The organism is Shimia sp. R9_1, assembly GCF_017743775.1.
Lineage (GTDB): Bacteria > Pseudomonadota > Alphaproteobacteria > Rhodobacterales > Rhodobacteraceae > Shimia.
Genome location: NZ_JAGHRN010000001.1, coordinates 492,169 through 509,467, shown reverse-complemented (window position 1 = coordinate 509,467; position 17,299 = coordinate 492,169). Strand labels below are relative to the sequence as shown.

Sequence of the window (17,299 nt, the reverse complement as noted above, 5' to 3'; positions counted from 1 at the left end):
ATGGAGATGATCGTGGCCAGCACCATTGGTGTTTTGACCGCAGGCGGGATCTATTTGATTTTGCGCCTTCGCGCCTTTCCCGTGATCCTTGGCATTTCGCTGCTGTCTTACGCGGTGAATATCTTCCTGTTCTCAACGGGCCGCTTGGCAACCAACGCGCCGCCCATCCTCAACAAATACGGGGATGCAACTTATACCGATCCGCTGCCTCAAGCGCTGGTGCTGACCGCCATTGTGATCAGCTTTGGTATGACAGCGGTTTTGGTGATGATTGCCCTTGGAGCTTACTTGGAAGCGGACAGCGACGAAATGGCGCTGATCGACGAGGAGGCCCCGCCGGATGCCGAGTTTGAGGTGGAAGCTGCGGCTGCAGAGGCCGCTGCCAAGTCCAGTGCATTGGACCTGTCTGACGAGGAAGAACTAAAAGGGTTGGGCGTATGAACCACTGGATTATTGCGCCGGTCATCCTCCCTGCGTTGCTGGCCCCGATCATTGCGTTTGTGATGCGGCATGACATCTTGCTGGCGCGTAGTTTTTCCGCTGCCGGTGCGCTGGCGCTGTTGCTGATCTCCATCGGGTTGACGGTGTTGGCCGCTGGCGGCGACACGCATGTCTACTATCTTGGCGATTGGCCCGCGCCATTTGGCATTGTGCTTGTGCTCGATCAACTGTCCGCCCTGATGGTGCTGCTGACCAGCATTCTGGCGGTCTGTGTGCTGGGTCATATGATGGCCACTGGCCGGGATCAGCGCGGTCGGCATTTCCATGCGCTGTTTCAGTTCCAGCTCATGGGCGTGTGTGGCGCTTTTTTGACAGGGGATGCCTTCAACCTCTTTGTGTTCTTTGAGGTTCTATTGATCGCCTCCTATGGGTTGATGATCCACGGCGGCGGGCGCGTGCGTTTGCGTGCGGGGCTGCAGTATGTGGTGATGAACCTTGCTGGCTCAACCCTGTTCCTCTTTGCTTTGGGCGCGCTTTATGCCGCGACTGGCACGCTGAACCTCGCCGACCTTGCGGTCAAAGTGCGCGAAATGCCCATCGAGGAAGCGGCCCTGCTGCGGGTTGCCGCCGTGCTGCTGCTCATGGTTTTTGCCATCAAAGCCGCGCTCTTTCCGGTGCATTTCTGGCTTCCGGGCACCTATTCGAACGCGCCTGCACCCGTGGCGGCGCTGTTTGCGATTATGACCAAAGTGGGCGCCTATGCGATTATCCGCATGTACACGCTGGTGTTCGGCCCTGACGTGGCCGCCACACAAGAGCTGATTACAAACCTGCTGGTGATCGCTGCGACGCTGACACTGGCAGTGGGCGCGATCGGCGCACTGGCGGCCAAGCGCTTCATGCCGATGCTGTCCTTTGCGGTTATCGGCTCCATGGGGACGCTGACCTTTGCCATCGCGGGCATGACCCCGGAGGCCACCACCGCTGCGCTTTACTATCTGGTGCATTCAACCTTTTCCGCAGCTGCGTTGTTCCTATTGGCAGATCTGGTGATCCGACGGCGCGGCAATGATGCGTTGTCGCCGCAGTTCGCCACAGAGCGGCACGGGCTGTTCTCTGCCCTGTTCTTTGCAGGGGCCATCGCGATGACGGGCATGCCGCCGCTCAGCGGGTTCTTCGGGAAACTGCTGGTTCTGGATGCGGTGCGCGAGGCGCCTTGGATGACGGTGGCCTGGGTCGCGATCTTGGCCGGATCGCTGGTGACCATCGTTGGTTTTGCCCGCGCAGGCAGCACGCTATTCTGGAAAGCGCGCCAACCAAAGGAAGGTGATGTGGCCCTTCATATGGCGGTGAGAAGCGACCAGTCTCCGCTCAATGCGCAGAAACTCACCTCGATCTTTGTGATGCTACTGATGATGGGGCTGCTGGTCGCCACCTCTGGACGGGTTGCAACCTATCTGGAGGGCGCGGCATCGCAACTCTATGACGTGAACGGATATGTCGAAGCGGTGCTTCAGCCAAGTGAGGAGGTGCTGAAATGATGCGCAGACTGCTCCCCCACCCATTTTTCAGCCTGACGCTGGCCATCGTTTGGCTGATGCTGGTGAACAAGGTCACGGTGGGCAACTTGATCCTTGGCGGCTTCTTTGGCGTCGTGGTGCCAATCATCACCGCGCCTTATTGGCCGGGGCGCCCGGACATCCGCAAACCGTTCCATGTGACAGCCTATTTCGCCGTGGTGCTGTGGGACATTGTGGTGGCCAACTTTCAGGTGGCCTTCATCATTCTGTTCAAACGCGACAAAGACATTCATTCGCGCTGGGTCTGCGTGCCGCTGGATATGACCTCACCAGAGGCGATCACGGTTCTGGCTGGTACAATCACCATGACCCCGGGCACTGTATCCGCGATGCTGAGCGCGGACAGCAGCAGCCTGCTGGTGCATTGCCTTCACACGGATGATCCAGACGCGGTGCGCGACCACATCAAACACCGCTATGAGCGTCGACTGAAGGAGATTTTCCGATGATCACAGCTGCGCTTTATTTCGCCTTTACCTGCTTTGGTCTGGGGCTGCTGCTTTGCCTCTGGCGCGTTGCACGTGGGCCGTCCGCGGCGGATCGCATCCTCGCGCTGGATACGATGGTGATCAACATGATCGCGGTCCTGATCCTTTACGGCATTCTGCGCGGAACCGCGATCTACTATGAGGCAGCGATGCTTGTGGCAATGGTTGGCTTTGTCTCCACCGTGGCCTACTGTCGCTTCGTGCTGCGCGGCGATATTATTGAGTGAGGAGAGAGCGAGATGTTGGCTGAAATTCTGGTATCCTTTTTCCTCGTTCTGGCAGGCTTCTTTGGTCTGGTGGGCAGCTTCGGTCTGATCAAACTGCGAGACAGCATGCAGCGGCTACATGCGCCCACAAAGGCGACGACATTGGGGGTGGGCGGTGTGCTCGTGGCCTCGATGCTCTACTTCCTTTTGGTGAAAGGGCAGGTGTCCTTTCATGAGCTGTTGATCACGCTCTTCCTGTTCATCACAGCCCCGGTGGCGGCGCATTTTGTGGCGAAAGCCTATATTCAAGCATCCTTGAAACCCGAAGATTTGCCGGATTGCGACGGTGAATATGGTTGGGCGTTGTTTGATGATCCGCCCAGTGCCTTTGATCAGGACTGATATAGGCGCTCAGGCCATTCCCGGATGAAAGCAAGCGTGCAAGCTCTTTTGCACGCTTATTTTTTGCCGAACTCAACGGAACTCTTTTGAAAACCTTGCCCCTCGCGCAGGGGCGTGTTTCTATTGTTCGAATTCTGTTTCGATCAGCGTGCAACTGTAAATAGCGCTGCTCGCAATATCATTTTGGGAATATCACATGACCTTTCTACAGTTTTTGCGCACGGCATCCGTGGCTTTGCCGATGACTCTGGCTGCTTCTGCAACATTTGCGCAGGACGCCCCGGCCCCGAAAGTGGCCGTCGCGGCAGCCTACATTGAAGAGTTGGCAGATCAGGCGATTTTCATCGGCAAAGGGGAAGCGGTCGACAAGGTGGATCTGGTCGCGCGGGTCAGCGGCTTTGTCGACAAGATCCACGTGCGCGACGGCGATGAGGTCGCAGCTGGTGATCTCTTGTTTGAGATCGAGCCGGAGGTCTATCAGGCGGCTTTGACAGCGCGGCAGGCGGATTTGGCGCAAGCTGAAGCGAATTTGCGCCTGTCTGAGGTTGAGCTTGTCCGGAAAACCGAACTGTTTGAGCGCGATGTGGGCACAGAAGCAGATCGTGACGTGGCGCTGGCCAACAATGAGGTGGCCAAAGCGCAGGTAGCGATTGCAAAGGCCGCGATTGAGCAGGCGCAGCTGGATGTGGATTACACCAAGGTTCACGCCCCGTTTGAAGGCCGTGTTGGCCGTGTGGCCGTCAGCGTGGGCGAATTGGTTGGTTCGGGGTCAGTGCCACTGATCAACATTGTGCGCACCGCGCCGATTTATGCGGAATTCTCTTTGACGGAGAAGCAACTGGTCAGCGTGATGGAGCGCCACGACGCTGAGGTCGCTGAGCTGGCGGATGAGGGCAAGGCACCGGATGTGTTTGCCATTCTGCCAAATGGTGACGAGTTGGACGAGGTCGGCCGGATTGTCTTTGCCGACAACCGGATTGACCCAACCACCGGCACCATCACTCTGCGGGCGAAGTTTGAGAACCAGCGCGGGCTGTTGCTTGACGGAGCCTTCCTCAATCTGCGCATTGCCAGCGCGGAACCTTCAAAGGTTCTGATGATCCCGCAAGCCGCTGTGCAGCGTGATCAACGCGGAGATTTTGTGTTGGTTGTTGGCCAACAGAAGACAGTTGAGCAGCGCTATCTCACGTTGGGACGTCAGGTCGAGGCTGCGGTTGTTGTCGAAGACGGAATGCGTGAAGGCGAAACCGTGATTGTCGAAGGTCTGCAGCGCGTGCGCCCCGGTGTCGAGGTCGATGCGGTTCTGGCGGGCCAGCCGACAGAGGAGCAATAAGCCGTGTTTTCAACGATCTTTATTAAGCGCCCCAAAATGGCGTTTGTGATCTCATTGGTCCTCACAATCATGGGGGCCATTGGGTATAGCGCGCTGCCGGTTGAACAGTTTCCCGACATCACTCCGCCGGTTGTGAATGTCTCGGCCAACTACACCGGCGCAAACTCCGAAACTGTGGAAAACACGGTTGCTGCGCCGATTGAGGCGCAGGTGAACGGTGTGGATGACATGATCTACATGTCCTCAGACAGCACCGACACCGGGTCTTACAACCTGGCGATCACCTTTGAGGTGGGCACCGATCCAGACATTGCCTCTGTGAACGTGCAAAACCGCGTGGCGCAGGCCACATCTCAGTTGCCGACCGAAGTGACAGACAGCGGCGTCGTGACCCAGAAATCCTCCACCAACATGCTGTTGATTGTGACGCTGAACTCACCCAACGGCACCTATGACGAGGTGTTTCTGTCCAACTATGCCTCCATCAACATTCGCGACGCGCTGGCCCGTGTGAAAGGTGTTGGCCGTGCAGATGTGATGACCAACTTTGAATATGCGATGCGGATGTGGATGGATCCAGACCGTATGGCAAGCCTTGGCCTGACACCTGCCGATCTGGTAGCGGCCATTCGCGAGCAGAACCTTGAGGTCTCCGCCGGTCAAATCGGCACGCCGCCGATCAGATCCGGGCAGCAGTTTCAATATACTATCAAATCCAAGGGCCGCCTGACCACGGTGAAGGAGTTTGAGGACATTGTGCTGCGCACCGGCGATGCTGGCAGCATCGTGCGCATCAAAGATGTGGCGGAAGTGGAGCTTGGGTCCAGCAACTACAACGCATCGGGCCGTGCAGACGGCAACCCGGCAACCGTTCTGGCGGTCTATCAGGCGCCGGGCGAAAACGCACTGGCGGTGGCAGAGAAGGTGATTTCCGAAATGGATCGCCTGTCACGCGCCTTCCCAGATGATGTGACCTATGAGATCCCCTACGACAGTACGCTGTTTGTGGAACAGTCCCTCAATGATGTGGTCTCCACGCTGATCCTCACCTTCATTCTTGTAATCTCCGTGGTGTTCATCTTCCTTGGCAACTTTCGGGCCACAATGATCCCTGCGATTGCCATCCCGGTGTCGCTGATTGGGGCTTTTGCCTTCCTTCTAGCCTTTGGCATGTCGCTCAACACGATTTCGCTGTTTGCACTGGTGCTGGCAATCGGGATCGTGGTGGACGACGCCATTGTGGTGGTTGAAAACGTCGAACGCCTCATCGCTGAGGAAGGGCTGCCCGCAGCAGAAGCCACCCGCAAAGCCATGGGGCAGATCACCGGGCCGGTGATTGCCACCACGCTGGTGTTGCTGGCGGTGTTTGTGCCGGTGACCTTCATGCCCGGCATCACAGGACGCCTCTACACGCAGTTTGCTGTCACGATCTCTGTGGCCGTGGTGATCTCGTCAATCAACGCGTTGACGCTCTCTCCAGCGCTTTGTGCGCTGATCTTGAAGCCACGCAATCCGGAAGGACCCAAAGGGCTGCTGAAAGTCTTTGAGAGCGGTGTGGACGGCGCGCGCAACGGCTATGTCGGCATCGTGCGGCGGCTGGTGCGTATCCCGCTGATTGCAGTGGCGATCCTTGTGGCACTGGGCCTGAGCTCTGGCACATTGATGAAGTCGTTGCCTGCCGGGTTTATCCCGCTGGAAGACAACGGCACCTTGTTTGTGGATGTTCAGTTGCCGGATGCGGCGTCGCTCGAACGCACAGAGAATGTGGCCTCTCGTCTCAATGAAAAGCTCATGGCGATCCCCGGCGTTGTTGGCTCTGTTCAGGTGAACGGCTTCAGCCTGCTGACCGGTTCTGGCTCCAATGGGGCGATGATCATTCTGAACCTCGCGCCCTGGGATGATCGCCAGACCGACGAGCTGAGTGCGGATGGGATTTTGCAGAAAGTCTACGGCATCGCAAATCAGGAGATCGCGGCAAGCGTGATCGCATTCAACCCACCGCCGATTTCCGGCCTCGGCCTGAGTGCGGGGGTGGAGATGAAGGTGCAGCAGACCGGTGGTGGCACTGCGCAGGATCTGGCCTCTGCGGTTGGCTCTCTGGTCTATGCCGCCAACCAACGCGATGAAATGGCGCAAAGCTATTCAACGTTCCGCGCCAATGTGCCTAAAGTCTATGTCGATCTGGACCGTGAAAAAGCCAAATCGCTGAACGTGGCGATCTCTGATGTGTTCATGACACTGCAGGGCTACATGGGGTCGATTTATGTGAATGACTTCAACCTCTTTGGCCGCGTCTACCGCGTAATGATTCAGGCGGATGGCGACTATCGCTCGCAGGTCGAAGACATCAATTCGCTCTATGTGCGCTCGCAAACCGGAGACATGGTGCCGATGGGCACGCTGGTCACGGTTAGAAACGAGCTCGGGCCGGTGGCGCTGAACCGCTACAACATGTTCCGGGCGGCCACTGTGACGGGCGTGCCAAAGGAAGGTCTGTCGACCGGCGACGCGATCCGTGTGCTGGAAGAAGAGGCCAAGACGGCACTGCCGCCGGGGTATTCCTATGAATGGACCGGTACGGCGCAGCAGCAGCAATCGTCTGGTGGTCTGGTGATCCTGATCCTCATTATGGCGGTGGTGTTTGGGTATCTCTTCCTTGTGGCCCAATACGAGAGCTGGACGATGCCGGTGGGTATTCTGCTCTCGGTCACGGTCGCCCTGTTTGGGGCTTTGGCTGCGGTGGCGGTCTCCGGTGGAGATGTGAACCTCTACACCCAGATCGGGATGATCATGCTGATTGGTATGGCCTCCAAAAACGCGATTCTGATTGTGGAGTTCGCCATGGAGCGGCGTGCCGCAGGGCTGACCATCAGGGAGGCGGCGATTGAAGCGGCCAGCCAGCGTTTCCGTGCGGTGATGATGACGGCACTGTCGTTCTTGCTGGGCGTTGTGCCTCTGCTTGCCGCGAGCGGGGCCGGGGCAGCGAGCCAGAAAGCCATCGGTGTGGCGGTCTTTGGCGGGATGCTGGCGGCCACGGTGATTGGCGTGGTGATCGTGCCGATCCTTTATGTGCTGCTGCAGGGCATGCGCGAATGGATCAAGGGGATTGGCAAGAAAAACGCGCCAAGCGAAACCGCGTAAAATCCTCAGATGGCAAGACCAAAGGGCCGGAGTTTCTCTGGCCCTTTTCTTTGGTTTATGCGGCTTCCGCGCGCTTCAGATGATGTGAAACCAGGTCTTCATGCCCGCGGCCTGATGTGAAAGCATGTGGCAGTGAAACAGCCATTTCCCCGGCGTTTCAGCGACAAAGGCGATTTCGCAAGTTTCACGGGGCTGCACCAGAAGCGTGTCTTTGTGCGGACCAAAGCCGCCGTCGGGCAAGACCTCTTGGAAATGGGTGCCGTGCAGGTGCATCGCGTGGGCAAAGGCGGTTTCGTTCACGATGGGGATGCGTATGAGCTCCCCTTGCCGCAGCTCCGCAAGAGGGGCTGTGGGCATGCCCACAACGCCGTTAAACGCCCAAACCTTGCCTTGCTGCACCAAGTCGCGGGTGGACATCTCCTTACCCTGCCAGGTGGCGCTTTCCATGCGGCCCATTGCACCGCCGGACATGACCAGTGGGATCTCGCGCGCACCTGAGAGATCTGTCAGGTAATGCATTGGATTGGCTGGCAAGGGCTGGATGGGTGGTCTGGGATCTGATCTGCGGCCTGAGAGGGGAATGTCGTGCAGCAGGTATCCTGTGTCACGCTCGACAAAGACAATTTGAAGGGCCTGTGCCTCAGATGAGGTGATGTCCACAATCACGTCTGCGCGCTCTGCGGGGCCAAACACCAGCGTATCCAGATCTTCGGGTGTGTGCAGAGGCATGCCGTCTCTTGCCACCACTTTTCCGACAGCGCCCTTGACCGCGATGCTCATGATCCGGTCGGTGGCGACATTGACAAACCTCAGCCGCACACGCGCGTTTTCCGCCACCGAGGCGGGCGACGGTGTGAGGTGGGCATGCACATAATTTCCCATGCGGCCAGCGTGGGTCCAATCATGCACGGCGCCGAAATCTTCGGTGATCTGCGCGGTTTCGTCGAGCCGCCAGTCGTCCAGAACCACCACGATGTCATGGTCCACATCGAGCGGGATTTGCTCTTCAACAACAATCACGCCGTAGAGGCCGCGCGCGACCTGCACGGTGGAGTGATTGTGGGAGTGATACCAATAGGTTCCGGCGTCTTTCAGCGGGAAGGCGTAGTCATAGGTTTCGCCAGTTTGTACCGCTTGTTGCGTGAAACCCGGCACGCCATCCATGGCATTTGGGAGGCGCAAACCATGCCAGTGAATAGAGGTCGGCTCAGGCAGGCTGTTGCGCAGTGTTTGCTGCAGTGTGTCTCCCTGCTTAAAACGCAGAAGCGGGCCAGGGACAGTGCCGTCAAACCCCCAAACCCGCGTTTCCGGATAGTCACCAAATTCAGCGTCGATCAATTGCACCGCAGCGGCCTTGGCTTCGAGTACATTGAACGAGGCTTGCGCGATGGTAGGAGCGATGTAGAGCGCCGCTGTGGTTTTCAGGAAGTGCCGTCTCGTGAGTGTCATCGTCCGCTCCGCTGTTTGGGTGGGGCCGGTTCAGGCGTGTTTCAATCAGACTACGTGAAAGCGGGCCTTTGGGGCCACAAAAAGGGCTGTGAGCTTGTGAGCGCTGCGGTTGGGGCGATGGCGGGTAAAGAGAAGGGCCGGGGATTTCTCCGGCCCTTCGTGTTGGTATGGGTAATTTGCTTAGAGCTGGATGCGGAAGCGGGCGAAGCCGTCTGGGCCTTCGCCGGCGGGCTCAATAGAGACCCCTTCGACGCTGTCGCTGTACTCGGCAGCTTTCGGCCCTGTGTCAAACAGCACTGAAGTGTCAGGCAGGGGCGCGAAGGTCCAGTTGGCATCGGCGCGGGGGCTGATGGTGCCTTTTTCCACGATGTAGCGCACGATCACGTCGCGGTTGGTGTCTGGGCCTTCAAACACGATGGTGTCGCCCATCGCACCGGGGAATTTGCCGCCACCGCCCGCGCGGTAGTTGTTGGTGGCGATGATGAATTCCGCATTCATATCAACCGGTTTGCCGTCAAACATCAGATTCACGATGCGGTTGGCATCGGCGTTGATCAGCGCGCCTTTGGGATCAAACTTTGAGGGTTGGGACAGGTCGATTTGATAGGTGACGCCGTCCATCACATCAAAGTTGTAGGAGGGGAAATCCGGGTTCAGAAGCACCTGATCGGCTTTGCCCGGCTCAACCTGATTGAAGATCCCTGCAGAGCGTTCGAGCCAATCTTTGACTTCCTGACCAGTCACTTTCACCGCGCGGGCGGTGTTGGGATAGAGGTAGAGGTCGGAGACGTTTTTGATCGCCACATCGCCTTTGGCCACGTCTGTGTAATACTCCGGGCCACCGCGGCCGCCAGCCTTGAAGGGTGCGGCGGCGGAGAGGATGGGAAGGCCCTCATATTCGGTGCCTTTCATCATCTGCTCGATATACCAGAGCTGCGCGATGGAGACGATTTGCACCGAGGGATCATCGGCCACGAGCGCGAAGTAGCTGTGTAGCGGGGCATCGGTTTTGCCAACGGCGCGACGCACATAGGCGAGCGTTTCGTCATGCTCTTTTTGTACGGATTTCAATACGTTCTGCTGACTTTCCACCAGCGCGGTGATGGAGCGATCCTCGTTGCGCTTTGAGATCGGGCGGGCCTCGGTGCTGTGGCTGACGATGCGCCAGGAGCTGCCGTCGCGCTCCAGCATGAGGTCGATCAGGCCGAGGTGGGAGCCCCAGAAACCACCCATGGCGGCTGGCTTGCCCATGAGGGTGCCAGAGGCGACGTCGACGCCTGCCATGCCTTCATAGGCGGAGGAGGGGAAGACGCGGTGGTGGTGGCCGGTGAGCACGGCGTCGATGCCATCAACAGCGGCCAGAGGGACGGAGGCGTTTTCCATGCCGTCAGAATGGTCGGCCGCGCCGATGCCGGAGTGGCTGAGGGCGATGATGATGTCGGCACCTTCTTCTTTCATTTGTGGAACAAAGGCTTGCGCGGTTTCAACGATGTCGCGTGCCTGCACATTGCCCTCAAGATGACGGCGATCCCAGTTCATGACTTGGGGTGGTGTGAAGCCGATGACGCCGACTTTGATCTGGTGTTTTTCTCCTGCGCCATCAGTGAGCTCGCGCTCCAGAATGGCGTAGGGTTTGAAGAGGGTTTTGTCCTCCCGAGGGCTGGCACCTTGCTCCAAGGAGATGTTGGACAGCACGGTTTCAAAACCTGCTCCGGCAATGGATTTCATAAGGAAATCAATGCCGTAATTGAACTCATGGTTGCCGATTGTGGCGGCGTCAAAACCCACGGCGTTCATGGCGGTTATGATGGGGTGGCTGTCGCCTTCTTTCATGCCACGTTCATAGGCGATGTAGTCGCCCATGGGGTTGCCCTGCAGGAAATCGCCGTTGTCGATCAGGAGCGAATTGGTGGCCTCGTCGCGGATCTCTTTGATCAGGGAGGCGGTGCGGGCAAGGCCGACTGTGTCGCGCGGTTTGTCGGCGTAGTAGTCATAAGGGAAGACATGCACATGCAGATCGGTGGTTTCCATGATCCGCAGATGTGCTTGATTTGTTGAGGCTTTTGCCGAGAACGGATGCAGCGCGATGAAGCCTGCGGTGGCACCGAGGAAATGACGGCGGGACAGGGTGAATTGAGACATGGGACCCTCGCTGTTGGAAATGAATGAGGCCCGCCGGTTGGAAGTGAAGGCGGGTTTGGAAGGCAATCAATGGGATGACTGTAACAGCAATTTGACCGGGTGGATAAACTTCTGCGACGGCGGCGGATGTCCGCGCGCTAACACTTAAATTTGCGGCGGATTCCACGTCGGTATCGCGTCGGTAATGCGGCTGTATTGCGGAGGTGCGATTTTCAGGCGACGCGGATTAACGCGGCGTGCGGTGCAACGGGGGCCGCAGGCAACAAAAATGCGCCATGTGGGGAGGAGTTAAAAATGGACTTGTTGCGGGTGCTGAGCGCCGCCAAAGGCTGTCAAAACCCGCGAAATGATCCCCATGGTAGGGCGCGTGTTGGGCGGTGCGTTGTGAGAGAGCGCGGTCCCATGAAACAACAAGGCTTGCCTCCGGTCAAAGAGGCCAGCCCCCGACACTGGGTGGGGGTGAAGCCCCCTCCCTTGGGGAGGGTCGGGGGCTGGTCGGCTTCGCCGTCCGTGCAAGGGTGGCGACCACGTGCTTCTGGTTTTCAGAAGGACGCTTTACAGTCTAGCTCACGTATTGCCGTTGCCGGTGAAGCGCGCGGCGTCTGCGGCGGCGCGGCGGATGGCGTTGGATTTGTGGACGGTCTCCATGTATTCGGCCTCCGGGTCGCTGTCATAAACAACGCCGCCACCGGCCTGAATGTAGAGCTTTTCGTCTTTCACAATCGCGGTGCGCAGGGCGATACAGATGTCCATGTCGCCGCCGGAGCTGAAGTAGCCCACGCCGCCGCCATAGATGCCGCGTTTTTCCGGCTCCAGCTCGTCGATGATTTCCATGGCGCGCACTTTGGGCGCACCGGAAACAGTGCCCGCCGGCATGCCAGCAAAGAAGGCATCCAGCGCGTCTTTGTCGTCCGCCAGTTCACCCACGACGTTGGAGACAATGTGCATCACGTGGCTATACCGCTCGATGATGAATTTCTCGGTGGGGCGCACGGTGCCGACCTTGGCCACGCGGCCGGTGTCGTTGCGGCCCAGATCGAGCAGCATGAGGTGCTCGGCCAGCTCTTTCTTGTCGGCCAGCAGATCTTCCTCGAGCGCCTTGTCCTCTTCGGGCGTTGCGCCACGGGGGCGGGTGCCTGCGATCGGGCGGATGGTGACTTCGTCGCCAAAGACCCGCACGAGGATTTCCGGGCTCGCGCCGACCACCTGAAAACCACCGAAGTTGAAGTAGAACATGAACGGCGAGGGGTTGGTGCGGCGCAGCGAACGGTAGAGCGCGAAGGGGGGCTGTGGGAAATCCTGTGTCCAGCGCTGCGCCGGGACCACCTGAAAGATGTCGCCTGCGCGGATGTAGTCTTTGGCCTTCTCCACGGCGGCCATATAGCCTTCCTTGGTGAAGTTGGAGGTGGGCGGGGCCACCTCGCGGGCTTCGCCCAGATCGCGTGCGGCCTGCGGCATGGCGCGTTCCAGATCGCGCACAGCATCCATCACACGCTCGGCGGCTTGCGCATAGGCGGCTTTGGCGGATTGGCCTTCGCTGGCCCATGCGGGGGAGACCACGGTGACCTCGCCTTTCACACCATCCAGCACGGCGACCACGGAGGGGCGCAGCATGCAGGCGTCGGGCAGGCCAAGCGGATCAGGGTTGATGTTGGGCAGGTGCTCGACCAGCCGGATCATATCGTAGCCGAGATAGCCAAACAGACCGGCGGAGGCCTGTGGCAGGTCTTCGGGCAGGTCGATGCGGCTTTCCTCAATGAGGGCGCGCAGGTTGGTGAGCGGGTCACCCTCCTGCGGGGCAAAGCCATCGGGATCAAACCGCGCGCTGCGGTTGATGCGGCTTTCGGTGCCGTGGCATTGCCAGATCAGATCGGGTTTCATGCCGATGATGGAATAGCGCCCGCGCACTTCGCCGCCCGTGACCGACTCCAGCATAAAGGCGTCTTTATGCGCGCCGGTGAGTTTCAGCATCAGGGACACTGGGGTGTCCAGATCGGCGGCAAGCCGGGTGTAGACAACTTGATTTTTGCCCGCCTCATAGGCGGCGGCAAACTCGTCAAAGCTCGGGGTCAGGTCCACCTTGGCGGCCTTTCTTATTGGAACTGCGCGTGCACTGCGTTGAGTGCCTGCTGATTGATTTCTGCCGGATACATCGCCTGCAGCGCTTCGGCATAGGCCTGGAACATGTCCTGAGACACGCCGCTGGCCAGCTGCTCGGTGATGCGCGCTTTGAGGGTGGCGATTTCCGGATCAGAGGTGTCTGGCATGGTGACGGCGTTCAGGCGCACGAGGATCACGCCGTTGGCGCTTTCCAGCACGCGCAGCTCGCCGGGCTCCATCTCAAAGACATCGTTGAGGAAGGTCGCCGGGGTGCCGGGAATGAAGCCGCCGCGATCCATGCCGGTTTCCTCAACAGCGGTGAAGCCGAAGGAGGCAAATTCGGTGCCTTCAGACAGGCGTGGCATCAGACGCTCCACCAGCGCGTTCAGCGCCTCGGCAGTGCGTTCGGCGACAACCGCAGCAGCGGCTTCGTCTTTCACATCTGCCAGCGGGGCCGGGTGGGCCTCGGTTTCGCCCTCAAGACGCAGGGCGTAGATGCCGCCGTCCTCAAGCACTTCGACCTGTGGGAAGTCGCTGTCGGTCACGGCCGCAGCGGTGGCGCGGAAGCCTTCATAGCCTGCGAGCGGGTGGTCAACAGCGGCGTGCCAGTCAACTGAGCCAAGCTGCATGTCGGTTTCATCGGCCACCTCTTCGAGGGTGGCACCACCGGCCAGCAGGTCGTCGATGTCGCTGATTTGGGCGTCGATCAGGCGGCGGGCGCGGTCGGCGGCGAGCTCATCGCGGAGCACGGCGCTGGCCTCTTCAAAGCTGGTGCTTTGGGCGGGCAGGATGCCGTTGACGCGGAACAAGGCGGGGCCGAGGTCTGACTGCACCGGACCGGCGATGCCGCCTGCCGGGGTCAGGAACACGGCTTCGCCTGCGGCGCTGAGTTCGGCTTTGGTCACGTCGCCCAGATCCACATCGGCAAGCTGAAGGCCGCGGCCTTCGACCAGCGCCTCAAAGGTGGTGGTGCCTGCGGTGATCTCTGCCAGGGCGGCTTCGGCGGCGGCCTGATCGCCAAACGCCAGACGCTCCACCAGACGGCGCTCCGGGCGGTTGAACTCGGCGTCGCGCTCTTCATAGAGCGCCTGCAGCGCGGTTTCGTCGATCTCGACCTGATCGATGATCATGTCCGGGCTGAGCCAAGCATAGGTGATCTGACGGGTGGCCGGGACCATGAAGCTGTCCTGATTGGCGTCATAATAGGCGGCGATGTCGGCGTCTGCGGGTGTTTCGACCGGGCGGGTCAGGTTGTCGCCGGTGAGCTGCGCCCATGTGAAGTCGCGCTCTTCGGCGATGTAGGTGATGACCGCATCGGCGTAGGCGTCAGACATGTTGAGGCCGGAGACAATCGCGCCTTGCAGCAGGCTGCGGGCGGTGTCTTCGCGCACGCTGTCTTCGAATTCGGACTCGCTCATGCCGGCCTGATCGATGGCGAAGGTGTAGGCGTCGCGGTCAAAGGAGCCGTCAAGGCCCTGGAAGGCAGGGATGTTGAGCAGTTCGTCGCGCAGGTTTTCGTCGCCGATGGAGAGGCCGAGGCGGTCGTTTTCCGCATCCAGCGAGCGGGTGGTGGCGAGGCGGGAGAGCACGAGGCGGTCGATGCCGAAGGCCTGCGCCTGCACAAATGGCAGGGACTGGCCGGTCTGGGCCTCAAGCGCGCGCAGCTCTTCCTGCAGGGCGCGGGCGTAGTCATCGACAGAGATGTCTTTGTCGCCCACGGAGCCGACAGAATGTACGGTGCCCGTCAGGCTGGTTGCGCCAAAGCCACCCAAGCCCAGAATGAGCAGGCCCATGAGAATCCAGACCGCTGTTTTAGAGGTTTTGCTCTGCGCCATGTCGGTTGTCCGCCCTGTGATCGTTCAAGTTTCTGAGGGCAAGGTCTACGCGGTTGGGGCAGGGGGGGCAAGCCGCTTTGGCCTGCCCTTTGGCTCTGCCCCACAACGCTGTGAGCGCGCTGTGCGGGCGGCTCAGTAGGACACGGCTGCGAGGCGGTCAAAGAGCACGCCAATTTCGGCGCGGTTCACGTTGGCAAAGGCGATGCGCAGGGTGCGTGCACCGGCGGGATCACCCTCGGGCATGAACATGGTGCCGGGCAGGGTCAGGATGGCGTGATCGCGCACCAGATTTTGCGCCAGTTGATCGCTTGGCATGTCAAACGGATGGGCAAAATGGGCAAAATACGCGCCTGCGCCCTGCAAAACCCAGCCTTTTTTTGTGAGTTTGGGCAGGTTGTCTTCGATCGCGGCGCGGCGGTCGAGGATCTCAAGGCGCTCGCCTGCCAGCCAGTCGGTGAGGTTCTGCATGCCCCAGAGGGCGGCGTGTTGGCCAAGCTGGTTGGGGCAGATGGTGACGGTGTCCAGAAACTTCTCCGCTTCTGCCAAAAGCGCCGCGCTGCTGATCATCGCGCCGACGCGGTGGCCGGTGAGGCGGTAGGCCTTGGAGAAGGAATAGAGGTGGATCAGCGTGTCCGGCCACTCCGGATCGGAAAAGAGATCATGGGGCGCGCCGTCGCGGGAATCAAAATCGCGGTAGGTTTCATCCACGATCAGACGCAGCCCGTGGGCTTTGGCGAGATCATACATGGCGCGCACCAGATCGGCGGAATATTCCACCCCGCCCGGATTGTTGGGGGTCACAAGCGCAATGGCGCGGGTGCGCGGGGTGATCAGGGCGGCGGCGGCCTCTGCTGTGGGCAACAGATCATCGCCGGTATTGAGCGGCACTGCCGTCACGCCCTGCATATCGAGCCACATTTTGTGGTTGAAATACCAGGGGGTTGGCAGGATCACCTCATCCCCTTCACCAGCGATGGCGGCAAGGGCCGCGCTGAAGGCCTGATTGCAGCCTGAGGTGATGGCAACCTGATCTGCCGCTATAGGCGCGCCGTAAGCGCTGCTCCATTGGGAGGCCACTTCGCTGCGCAATTCAGGCAGGCCGAGCACGGGGCCGTAAAGATGCGCCTCCGGCACGTTGATTGCGGTGTCGGCAATGTGGCGGCGCAGAGCCTCAGGTGGCGGGGCCACCGGGGCGGCCTGACTGACATTGATGAGCGGCTTTTCATCCGTGAAGGCCACACCCTCAAGCCAGCGCCGGGCCTCCATCACGGGAGGAGCAAAAGTGGCGGTGGTGCGGGAGACGGTCATGGCGGCATCCTGAGATCAGAGGTGGGGCCAACCAAGGGGCGCAGAGCGCGGAGGTCAGCGGCTTTCCCCGCAGAAAAGCCGCCAATTCAAAGATGTGCAAGCAGATGTTTGCTCGAGTGTCGTATCGGGAAGGGGCCAGCCCCTTCTTGGCTGCGCCAATTCATCCCCGGAGTATTTTTGGCAGAATGAAAGGGGTTTCCTCTTGCCGAAAATATCTCGGGGGTGAACCGCGTCTTGGAATGTGTCCAGTGGACACATTCAGCGGTGAACGGGCGGAGCCCTCAAAAACTCCCCAAGCGCGACAGGCGTGATCAGTCTGTGCCGCGATAAGGCTCGACGTATTGCAGCGCCATATCCCACGGGAAGAAGATCCATGTGTCCTGGCTCACGCCGGTGATGAAGGTGTCGACCTGCGGCTCGCCCTGTGGCTTGGCGTAAACGGTGGCAAAATGCGCCTTGGGGTAGGTCTCGCGCACCAACTCAAGGGTTTTGCCGGAATCCACCAGATCGTCGATGATCAGCACACCTTCGCCGTCGCCCATCAGCTCGGCATCCGGCGCTTTCAGGATCTGCGCTTCGCGGCGCTGATCGGCTTTGCCGCCGCCGGAGTGGTAGGATTTCACGGAAATCGTGTCGACCACGCGGATGTCGAGTTCGCGCGCCACGATCATCGCTGGTGCCATGCCGCCGCGGGTGATCGCGACAATCGCGCGCCATGCGCCGTCATCGGGGCCTTTGCCGTCCAGACGCCATGCCAATGCCCGGCTGTCGCGGTGGATTTGATCCCAGCTGATGTGGAAGCCTTTTTCGTGTGGCAGACGCTCGCTCATGGTGGACTCACCCCTTTGTCGCAGATTTCGGGTCTTCTAGCAGA

12 protein-coding genes and 1 pseudogene are annotated in these 17,299 nt (G+C 59.9%); 7 read left to right on the top strand and 6 right to left on the bottom strand.

All coding sequences use genetic code 11. The features are described from left to right. The 7 genes and pseudogenes from J7399_RS02425 to J7399_RS02395 all read left to right on the top strand — a co-directional run. A pseudogene (locus tag J7399_RS02425) lies at nt 1-312 on the top strand (Na+/H+ antiporter subunit C); the annotation flags it as partial. Between the two features lie 125 nt (nt 313-437). Then, nucleotides 438-1,982, top strand: coding sequence for a monovalent cation/H+ antiporter subunit D (locus J7399_RS02420; protein WP_209083937.1), 1,545 nt, complete (start codon nt 438-440; stop codon nt 1,980-1,982). Further along, nucleotides 1,979-2,470, top strand: a complete 492-nt coding sequence (locus J7399_RS02415) for a Na+/H+ antiporter subunit E (RefSeq protein WP_209077888.1) — start codon at nt 1,979-1,981, stop codon at nt 2,468-2,470. Before J7399_RS02420 ends, J7399_RS02415 begins: the two co-directional genes overlap by 4 nt. Further along, nucleotides 2,467-2,736: a K+/H+ antiporter subunit F gene (locus J7399_RS02410; protein ID WP_209061172.1), complete on the top strand. Its 270-nt coding sequence runs from the start codon at nt 2,467-2,469 to the stop codon at nt 2,734-2,736. The genes J7399_RS02415 and J7399_RS02410 overlap by 4 nt, the downstream gene beginning before the upstream one ends. Before the next feature lie 12 nt (nt 2,737-2,748). After that, nucleotides 2,749-3,117 carry a Na+/H+ antiporter subunit G gene (locus tag J7399_RS02405; protein WP_209061170.1) on the top strand — a complete coding sequence of 123 codons (369 nt, stop codon included), beginning with the start codon at nt 2,749-2,751 and terminating at the stop codon, nt 3,115-3,117. Between the two features lie 196 nt (nt 3,118-3,313). Beyond that, nucleotides 3,314-4,450, top strand: coding sequence for an efflux RND transporter periplasmic adaptor subunit (locus tag J7399_RS02400; RefSeq protein WP_209061168.1), 1,137 nt, complete (start codon nt 3,314-3,316; stop codon nt 4,448-4,450). Nucleotides 4,451-4,453: 3 nt separating this feature from the next. Beyond that, nucleotides 4,454-7,591, top strand: a complete 3,138-nt coding sequence (locus J7399_RS02395; RefSeq protein WP_209083936.1) for a multidrug efflux RND transporter permease subunit — start codon at nt 4,454-4,456, stop codon at nt 7,589-7,591. A gap of 75 nt (nt 7,592-7,666) precedes the next feature. Here the strand turns inward: J7399_RS02395 and J7399_RS02390 are convergent, their stop codons facing one another. The 6 genes from J7399_RS02390 to gpt all read right to left on the bottom strand — a co-directional run bounded on the left by J7399_RS02390 (nt 7,667) and on the right by gpt (nt 17,255). Further along, nucleotides 7,667-9,040 carry a multicopper oxidase family protein gene (locus J7399_RS02390; RefSeq protein ID WP_209083935.1) on the bottom strand — a complete coding sequence of 458 codons (1,374 nt, stop codon included), beginning with the start codon at nt 9,038-9,040 and terminating at the stop codon, nt 7,667-7,669. Nucleotides 9,041-9,220: 180 nt separating this feature from the next. Continuing rightward, entirely contained in the window at nt 9,221-11,182 is a 1,962-nt protein-coding gene (locus J7399_RS02385; protein WP_209083934.1) for a bifunctional 2',3'-cyclic-nucleotide 2'-phosphodiesterase/3'-nucleotidase, read from the bottom strand. A gap of 567 nt (nt 11,183-11,749) precedes the next feature. Continuing rightward, nucleotides 11,750-13,261, bottom strand: coding sequence for an anthranilate synthase component I (gene trpE, locus J7399_RS02380; protein WP_209083932.1), 1,512 nt, complete (start codon nt 13,259-13,261; stop codon nt 11,750-11,752). A 14-nt stretch (nt 13,262-13,275) separates the two neighbouring features. Then, nucleotides 13,276-15,117, bottom strand: a complete 1,842-nt coding sequence (locus tag J7399_RS02375) for a peptidylprolyl isomerase (protein WP_209083930.1) — start codon at nt 15,115-15,117, stop codon at nt 13,276-13,278. Nucleotides 15,118-15,249: 132 nt separating this feature from the next. Further along, complete coding sequence (locus J7399_RS02370) at nt 15,250-16,425, bottom strand: aminotransferase (protein ID WP_209083928.1); 1,176 nt, start codon at nt 16,423-16,425, stop codon at nt 15,250-15,252. A 311-nt stretch (nt 16,426-16,736) separates the two neighbouring features. Further along, nucleotides 16,737-17,255 carry a xanthine phosphoribosyltransferase gene (gpt, locus tag J7399_RS02365; RefSeq protein WP_209077897.1) on the bottom strand — a complete coding sequence of 173 codons (519 nt, stop codon included), beginning with the start codon at nt 17,253-17,255 and terminating at the stop codon, nt 16,737-16,739. Nucleotides 17,256-17,299 lie beyond the last annotated feature (44 nt).

Excerpts from the sequence above, each read along its gene's own strand:
- gpt (WP_209077897.1), bottom strand. The coding sequence starts at position 17,255 with ATGAGCGAGCGTCTGCCACACGAAAAAGGCTTCCACATCAGCTGGGAT.
- J7399_RS02400 (WP_209061168.1), top strand. The coding sequence starts at position 3,314 with ATGACCTTTCTACAGTTTTTGCGCACGGCATCCGTGGCTTTGCCGATG.
- J7399_RS02390 (WP_209083935.1), bottom strand. The coding sequence starts at position 9,040 with ATGACACTCACGAGACGGCACTTCCTGAAAACCACAGCGGCGCTCTAC.
- J7399_RS02385 (WP_209083934.1), bottom strand. The coding sequence starts at position 11,182 with ATGTCTCAATTCACCCTGTCCCGCCGTCATTTCCTCGGTGCCACCGCA.
- J7399_RS02415 (WP_209077888.1), top strand. The coding sequence starts at position 1,979 with ATGATGCGCAGACTGCTCCCCCACCCATTTTTCAGCCTGACGCTGGCC.
- J7399_RS02410 (WP_209061172.1), top strand. The coding sequence starts at position 2,467 with ATGATCACAGCTGCGCTTTATTTCGCCTTTACCTGCTTTGGTCTGGGG.
- J7399_RS02420 (WP_209083937.1), top strand. The coding sequence starts at position 438 with ATGAACCACTGGATTATTGCGCCGGTCATCCTCCCTGCGTTGCTGGCC.
- J7399_RS02405 (WP_209061170.1), top strand. The coding sequence starts at position 2,749 with ATGTTGGCTGAAATTCTGGTATCCTTTTTCCTCGTTCTGGCAGGCTTC.
- J7399_RS02375 (WP_209083930.1), bottom strand. The coding sequence starts at position 15,117 with ATGGCGCAGAGCAAAACCTCTAAAACAGCGGTCTGGATTCTCATGGGC.
- J7399_RS02370 (WP_209083928.1), bottom strand. The coding sequence starts at position 16,425 with ATGACCGTCTCCCGCACCACCGCCACTTTTGCTCCTCCCGTGATGGAG.